The organism is Aromatoleum evansii, assembly GCF_012910805.1.
GTDB lineage: Bacteria > Pseudomonadota > Gammaproteobacteria > Burkholderiales > Rhodocyclaceae > Aromatoleum > Aromatoleum evansii.
The window spans coordinates 68,479-75,505 of the sequence record NZ_WTVK01000027.1; the positions used below are offsets into that span (position 1 = coordinate 68,479).

At 58.9% G+C, this 7,027-nt stretch carries 5 protein-coding genes; 4 read left to right on the top strand and 1 reads right to left on the bottom strand.

The annotated features are described in order from the left end of the window. Nucleotides 1-153: 153 nt before the first annotated feature. Nucleotides 154-1,467, bottom strand: a complete 1,314-nt coding sequence (locus GO615_RS15025; RefSeq protein WP_169129436.1) for a M23 family metallopeptidase — start codon at nt 1,465-1,467, stop codon at nt 154-156. 450 nt (nt 1,468-1,917) lie between these two features. On the opposite strand from GO615_RS15025, the gene GO615_RS15030 reads away from it, so the two are divergent. From GO615_RS15030 to GO615_RS15045, 4 genes are all read left to right on the top strand, one after another. After that, a complete protein-coding gene (locus GO615_RS15030; protein ID WP_169129438.1) occupies nt 1,918-3,123 on the top strand; it encodes an ABC-three component system protein in 1,206 nt (401 codons plus the stop codon). Further along, the gene (locus GO615_RS15035; RefSeq protein ID WP_169129440.1) at nt 3,120-3,629 is read left to right on the top strand and encodes a three component ABC system middle component; all 510 of its coding nucleotides are present in this window, start codon (nt 3,120-3,122) and stop codon (nt 3,627-3,629) included. Before GO615_RS15030 ends, GO615_RS15035 begins: the two co-directional genes overlap by 4 nt. A 77-nt stretch (nt 3,630-3,706) precedes the next feature. After that, entirely contained in the window at nt 3,707-5,608 is a 1,902-nt protein-coding gene (locus GO615_RS15040) for a DUF3732 domain-containing protein (RefSeq protein WP_211167135.1), read from the top strand. A gap of 124 nt (nt 5,609-5,732) precedes the next feature. Then, a complete protein-coding gene (locus GO615_RS15045) occupies nt 5,733-6,905 on the top strand; it encodes a PIN domain-containing protein (RefSeq protein ID WP_169129444.1) in 1,173 nt (390 codons plus the stop codon). Nucleotides 6,906-7,027 lie beyond the last annotated feature (122 nt).

Sequence of the window (7,027 nt, forward strand, 5' to 3'; positions counted from 1 at the left end):
GGGGGGGCGACCGCTCGCGGCGGCGACGGTCCTTCCTTCACCGGCTGAGCAAGGCGATACCAACGTCAATCTTGAGCTGGGGACTGCTGACCATCTGGCGAACGGGGGTTGCGAAGGCAGAGCCCGCAGGTGGAGACCCGTAAGGCGTGGTCCCTAGCGCCTGTCGCGCTCCAGTCGCTCCAATGCGCGCGACGCAGCTTCGTTACGTGAAATTCCCGGTGCCTTCCGCTGCTCGTAATCCATCAGACGCTCCGCCCTTCCGATATCGCCGCCGCAAGCCCGGAGCAGCCTTGCCCACGGCGTCTGCGCGCCGAAATCCGGATTGCGGGAGCGGCGAGTCCCGAGTGAGGGCTCGCGCGGCTCGAATACCGCACGCATCCTCCTCTCGGCGCGCCACCTGCCCAGGCGCAGGATCAGGAACACGACCCCGAGCATCATCGCCAACCAGACCCATGCCGGAAGGGCTCGCACGTAGGTGCGAACCTGCAGGACGCCAGTCTTCAAGAACAGATTGGAGGTCGTCGGGAAGGACCGCGTTACCTGCTGCAGCAGGCCGGTCGAGGCCCCGTCCTGTGCGGCACGCGGAGACGCACCGTTCGACGCTGGAGCAGACGGCGAGTAGTCCGCCACGATGAGCGCGCCGGATTTCGGACGGAACGGAACCGGCGGGGCGCCCACGTAGAACCGAAACGGGATCGACGCCATCCCCAGATCGTCGCCGTTCCGGACAACCTGCTGCACGACGAAATGCAAGTGCGGGCCCGACGAATATCCCGTAGAGCCCACCAATCCGATCTGTTCCCCGGCAGCCACATGCTGTCCCGGATACACCTGCACGCCCCCGTGGGCGAGGTGTGCGTAGACGCCAATCGTCCCGTCAGCGTGCCGAATCCTCACCTCATTCGCCTTGTCCAGCAGGTCGGGCGTCTTGCCTCCATACCTCTGGTTGGCTTCGGTATAGATGACCGTTCCGTCGCGCGCGGCCAGTACCGGCGTGTCCTGCGGCATCACGATGTCGACCGCGTGAGCACTATCCGGCGAGTGATGTGTCGTGATTGCCCCGCCCGGGGCTTGGCCGATCGGGTATCCACTGCCGTCTCGGTACGGAAGGCGATACAGCGCATCGGTACTCTGTCGTGCGTTGAAGTCCCCCAGCAACCAGGAGCTCGAATACCGGAACGAATAGCCGACGCCCGACATCGTGCGCTTGAACCGCCCCAGATGCAGGACCCCGCCGTTCGGCGGCACGACCGCGAACACGGGAAACTTGCGATCCGGCGTTGCATATACGGAATAGAGCAGAGCCACCTTCACCGAAACCGGTGCCGGTCCGCTGTTGCGAGCAACGATCCGGTGCCCGTCGCCGTCCGGCTCGCTTTCTACCGTGAAGGGATAATTGTCGTTGGGTCCTGCGAGGCAGGGGCCAATAGCGAAATGGGCCAGGATCAGCAGCGTTGTCGCGCGCATCGCTCATATACGACGTAGGGGTATGAGGGATGATAACGCGCAGTGGGCGTGGCCGACTGCGGCACATCGCAATCTGCTAGGGGCCGTGGTCGCGGAGGCGGTGACCTCACGAGCAGGGATACGCGACAGTCCATCGACCATGGCAGAGTATTTCCGCGGCCGGAGTTCGGCCTTACGCACGGCCACAATGTGATCTCCGATCGTAGGGCAGGACGTTCGTTCATCTCCACTAACCTACCGCCACTTCCAACGAAATCTCCGGGAAATCGGGCCGACCGAGGCAAGAGGAACGTTCTTGCTGTTCCAGCGCGTAAATGGGCTGCCAGCCGGATGGCATCTTGCTAAATGGTTACGTTAAGATACATTTTCCATTCTGGATGGAGGCGCAGGCATGGGTTTCTTGGGTAAGGGCTTGTCGATCGGGAGCGTCATGGAGTCTACGATTTGCCGATGGTCCTCAGCCCTTGGCTGCGCGACCCTGGAACTGCGCGTATGACTGGATTGGTCAAGCACAGCGCGGCCGGGCCGTATCTCGGGTTTGCATTGCAGCCTGTTCGCCTGTGTTACCACCTTCTTCGCAGTCCGCTGGATTCAAGCGTGTCGCTTGAGTTGCTGGACGACGTTGCCGTCCACTACGCCGACGGGACGTTACTCTTGGAACAATGCAAAAGCGCCCTGTCCCATAACGCCCTTTCTGACTGGTCCGAGGATCTTTGGAAAGCGTTGGCGAACTGGATCGACTTGGTTGCGTCGGGTAAGGTGGACCCCGCCAAGACCTCGTTTCAGCTCTATGTGACACCTCCGCGAGCTGGCAAGGTTAGCTCGACCATGCACGCCGCCGGCGAGCCACCGGCCGTACACGCGCTTGTCAAGGAGATCGAGAAGAAGCTGAAGGCGCGTGCGCAGCCGCCCAAGTGCATCGCGCACGTTCAGAAGTTTTTAGATACGTCCGAGGCCCATCGCGACGCGCTCATCTCACGATTCTTCGCCGTCAGTGTTGACGCCGATCCGATCGAGCCCTTACGCGTCCTTCTGGCCCCCGCAGTCCCCACGGCATCCATCGATGTCATCTGCCAGTCGGCGATCGGAATTGCCAAGGAGTGGGCCGACCAACGCATTCGCAAGGGCATTCCTGCGCAGATCAGCGTCGCCGAGTTCCGAAAGAACTTCCACGCCTTTGTTCAAAGGAACAACCTTCCTGGCTATCTGCCCTCATTCACCGTAGCGCTGAGCCCCGCCGACGCAAAAGCCGTCTTGAAGAACCGCCCCGTCTTCATCAAGCAGTTGCAGTTGATCGAGGCAACGGAAGAGCAGCAGCTTCGCGCGGCCAGCGATTTCATGCGGACATCGGGCGACAAGGCGACGTGGGCAGAGCAAGGGCTCGTCTACGATGGCAGCTTTGACGACTGGGAAGAGTCGCTGCTGCGGCGGCATGCTGCTATCCAGGGTGAAGTGAAGGACCTTTTCGCAGACAAGACGGAGGTTGTTCAAGGACGGACGGTCTACAACCGCTGCTCTGTTCTTGATGTGCCGCTTGATGGCCGTGCGTTGCCAGGACACTTCACTCACGGGGGCTTCAACGATCTGGCCGAACGGCGACTGCTTGGCTGGCACGCCAAGCACGAAGCCCTGCTGGACAAGGAGGAGGAACAATGACCGAGGTTGGCCGACCGGTTCGATTGAGCGAAGCCGCTATCGTCCAAAATGAGGCCTTGGGGGCCTACGTATTATGGAAGTTCGGATTGGGATTCCAAGAGCGTGACGGGCAGCCGGCGACGCTGCCACTTGCGTTCCTTGTTTTACCGCTGATTCTGCACGCCCCGACTTTGGCGATGGTGTTGAGCACATACAAGGCCTCTGGCCTGCACCTGTTTGTAGGCAAGCTGGGTGAGCGGCGAGAGGACCTCATTGCCGTCCACGGCCGAGCGCTCGCGCTACGTCAACTTAGCCTTGAGTCGCTCATGCGCGCCGAACAGTCGGGCCTGATTCGTATCGACCCGACGACGGCAACGATGTGGGCCGTAGGTCCTTACGACGATCTGGCAGCGCCATCGCTCCCGGAGCGCATTCGTCGCATCGCTCCGGCGTCCGAGAAGGTCGGGTATTGGTTCGCCGGCCTTTCCGATCAGCAAGTGGCCCATACCCTCAGAGTGGAGTTCTGATGTACTTTCAAATGCGACAGGTCATCTTGTGGCCGCGACGCGGCGGCGAGCCGCGGGTCGTCAAATTCGAGCCCGGCATGGTCAACGTCATCAGCGGCGCGTCCAAGACCGGCAAGTCTTCGGTCATCCCGATCATTGACTATTGCCTTGGATCCGATAAGTGTTCGATCCCGGTAGGCGTGATTCGTGAGACCTGTTCGTGGTTCGGTGTACTTATCGACACTGTTGAGGGTCAGAAGCTACTTGCGCGTCGGGAGCCTGGCGAGCTGAAGAGCTCCGGCGAAATGTTCCTTCTTGAAGCACCGGAGATTGAGCCGCCGCAAGAAATAAAGGGCAAAAACCAAAACGTCGAGCATGTGAAGGCAGTCCTGAACCGGCTGGCAGGGCTGTCGAACCTCCAGTTCGAGCCCGGCACCGAAGATCGCTTCAAGTTTCGTGCGAGCTTCCGCGACTTGATGGCCTTCTTGTTCCAGCCGCAGAACATCGTCGCCAACCCAGACGTGATGTTCTTCAAGGCTGACACGACGGAACATCGCGAGAAGTTGAAGACCATCTTCCCCTACGTCCTCGGAGCGGTCAGTCCTGAGCTGCTACAGGCGCGCCACGAGCTAGACCGCATGCAGCGCGTGCTCAGACGTAAGGAAAGCGAATTGAAGGCACGGCAAGACTCGGGGGCAGCGTGGCAGCGTGAGGGCTTCGCCTGGGTACGCCTTGCGATCGAATACGGGGTGCTGCCGCCACACACAGTTGTCCCTAATGATTGGCCTTCCACGGTTGACTTGCTGCGTGCTGCGTTGCAGAGCGACACCAGATCTGCGACTCCCACGCTGGCGTCGATGGATGTCATCATGACCAGGCTCGCAGAGTTGCGCACGGCTGAGTCGAAACTGGTGGCGAATCTCAATCAGTCGAGACAGCGGCTGCATGAGTTGCGACGACTGGACGAAAGCAGCGATGCCTACGGCAACGGCCTGCGTATTCAGCGCGACCGGTTGGGTCTGTCTTCATGGATTCGCAGTCTGTCGTCGGCGCAGCCGGCGGCAATTCTAGAGCCAAGCGAGGCTGGCCGCGCCAGAATCGATCAGCTATGCGAGGCGCTAGAGGGAATCGAATTGCGCCTGCGATCCCACCCCGGCGTCGCTGAGTCGCTAGGACGAGAGACGCTTCGGCAGCGCGAAACGGTGGATGGCGTGTTGGGTGAACTCGCGGCAGTGCGTCAGGAAATCCGCACCCTGGAAGGTAAGTCCGAACAAGCGCGTAAGGTTACTACTCGCGGTGAGGAGATCTCGCGGTTCCTCGGTCGTCTTCAGGAGGCGCTGCGCCTGTACGAGGCGGCGGATACCTCGTCGGCCCTCGGCGAAGAGATTGCGGCGTTGAAGGCGCAGGTCGAAGCCCTCGCGAGGTTCGTCTCCGAGCATGAGATTGGTCGGAAGCTTGAAAATGCCCTGAACACAATTCAGGAGATCTCAAGCCGCCTCATTCCAAAGCTTGACGGCGAGTGGCCAGACGCGCCAATTCGGTTAGTTATTCAGGAATTAACAGTCAAGGTTATCAGAGGTACGCGGGACGATTACCTCTGGGAAATTGGTAGCGGAGCGAATTGGCTCGCTTATCACGTTGCTCTGACTCTGGGATTGCAAGGATACTTCCTTAGATTGCCTCATCATCCGGTCCCCGGACTCCTTATATACGATCAGCCAAGTCAGGTTTACTTTCCCGCGCGTCGGACTGAAAGTTCTACTGCCGATGCGCCCGAGCCGGAATGGAAGAATGAAGATGTGGTGGCTGTGAGAAAGGTGTTCGCACTCTTCGATCACGTCATCAACCGTACAGATGGCCGGATGCAGATTATTGTTCTTGACCACGCGGACGAGGAAGTCTGGGGTGAGCTAGCAAACGTCCACCTGGTTGAGGTGTGGCGTGGAAGAGGCCTAGTGCCATTGGCATGGTATTCGCCATCCGAGACAGATATGCAATAGCTAGCGATACAACGTACGCATCAAGACAGCAAAGGCGACGTTTGTAACCGTCTGCGCTTTGCTGACCCGAGGGTCGCATCGATCCGATGCGTGGTGCTGCAATAGATCTACCAAAAGGGCAAGCATGCCAGTCATATCAGTCGAAGAACTCAAGCAAGCCGTGGTTGGCGGTCGTGTAGGTGCTATCTCCATTGATACGTCAGTTGTCGAACGTCATCAGTACGGCTTCGAGAGCGGTGTCCTGGCCAAGATGTCTCAGTTCAGCCGGGCCAACACGACGCATCTCGCTCTGGACATCGTCCTCTACGAAATGCGTTCGCACCTCACGAAGGAGGCAGACCTTGTCCGTAGCCAAGTAAAGAACGCGTTGAAGCCGCTCGGCAATTTATGGGGCATCGACAAAGACGTGCGGGCAGAAGCGCTTCGCATCTTGTTTGGCGATCAGTCGGGCGACGCAAGGACAGAAGAGCGCCTGCAGGAATTTCTTGATGACAGCTCAGCCACGGTGCTCACCTGTGCTGAGTTCGTCGGGTTGCCGGAAGTGCTATCGCGATTCGTTGAGACAAAGCCGCCATTTGGCACCAAGGAGGCAAAGAAGCACGAGTTCCCAGATGCCATCGCATTGCTGTCTCTTGAAGGATGGGCTATCAAGAACGACACGACCGTTATCGCTGTTTCTTCTGATGGAGACTGGAAGCGGTTCTGCTCAGAATCCGATCGCGTCTACTACGTTGACGATCTAGCACATGCGTTATCGGTATTCCATACGGGTGCTGACGATGCCGCAGCGTTGTTTAAGGCCATGCTGGGCGACGGAAGAATTGAGGAGATTGATGCGATCGTTCTGGATGCTATTACTGCGCAGTCAGACAAGATCAGCATTAATTTTGAGGCGGCAGCTAACTGGTACTACGAAGCGGAACTGGACCAGGTCGAGGTCTCATCTGAGACTCCGCTTGCTGACCAGATCAAAGCCTTCGACGTATTGGAGTACGAGGATGACACCCTCGTGCTTCAAACTTCACTGACGATCGACGTCACAGCGTATTTCATCGCGAGCTTCCAACATTGGGACTCCATCGATCGCGAGTACATGGGCATGGGATCAGCTACGGTAAGCCAGACGGAACCGCTCGACCTGGACCTCATCATCACCGTCCTCTTCGACAATGGAAGCGCAACGATCGACTCAGTTGAGTTGCTTCCTGCAAGCACGACGATGGACTTTGGCGAAATAGAGCCCGATTGGATGAGCGATTCAGGTGACGAGCATGATGAGGAGCAGGGTCGGCCCTAGCAGGGTGTTGATTTAATACGTTTTCCAGCATCTACGCGGGTTCTACGGCTGATATAATTACGTTCGCATTACGACACCGATTATTCCCATGCGCGGCATCGACCACAAACAAGGCGCCCTGT

Bases quoted from the DNA above. Each gene is read 5' to 3' on its own strand.
- GO615_RS15025 (WP_169129436.1), bottom strand. From the start codon at position 1,467: ATGCGCGCGACAACGCTGCTGATCCTGGCCCATTTCGCTATTGGCCCC.
- GO615_RS15030 (WP_169129438.1), top strand. From the start codon at position 1,918: ATGGTCCTCAGCCCTTGGCTGCGCGACCCTGGAACTGCGCGTATGACT.
- GO615_RS15035 (WP_169129440.1), top strand. From the start codon at position 3,120: ATGACCGAGGTTGGCCGACCGGTTCGATTGAGCGAAGCCGCTATCGTC.
- GO615_RS15040 (WP_211167135.1), top strand. From the start codon at position 3,707: ATGGTCAACGTCATCAGCGGCGCGTCCAAGACCGGCAAGTCTTCGGTC.
- GO615_RS15045 (WP_169129444.1), top strand. From the start codon at position 5,733: ATGCCAGTCATATCAGTCGAAGAACTCAAGCAAGCCGTGGTTGGCGGT.